1 protein-coding gene is annotated in these 466 nt (G+C 38.0%); it reads left to right on the forward strand.

Translation table 11 applies throughout. The features are described from left to right. Positions 1-466 (forward strand): ABC transporter substrate-binding protein (locus AD60_RS07865; RefSeq protein WP_233186866.1); only part of this gene is annotated, 466 nt, incomplete at both ends.

A 466-nucleotide genomic window follows, 5' to 3' on the forward strand; every position in this document is an offset into this window, starting at 1 on the left:
CAGCAGAGATATTGAGGGATAATTTAGCAAAGATCAATCCAAGATTCCAAGTTGAAGTTAGAGGAGTTCAATGGCCAACTTACTTAGATGCAAGAGAAAACATGTTGCTTCCAGTTTACATCATAGGTTGGTTAGCTGATTATCCAGATCCACATAACTTTATTTTCACCTATTATCATAGTGAAGGTGATTACGGAGGGTACTACGGCGAAAACTTTGCGGAATTTGCAAGCTTGCCAAGGCCAGAATTTGGTGGGAAATCATTGAACAAGATGATAGAAGATGCTGCTGTTGAAACTGACCCTGTTAAAAGAGAAAAAATTTATATAGACATTCAAGAGTTTGTCATTGATTACGCACTTGTTTTACCTCTTTATCAGCCTCAAGGGTTGAGGGTCCATCGCTCTTGGCTAAAAGGATGGATAAATAATCCAATTTGGCCTGGTGATTATTATTATAACTACAC

It is taken from the genome of Petrotoga sp. SL27, assembly GCF_002924605.1.
Taxonomy (GTDB): Bacteria; Thermotogota; Thermotogae; order Petrotogales; family Petrotogaceae; genus Petrotoga; species Petrotoga sibirica.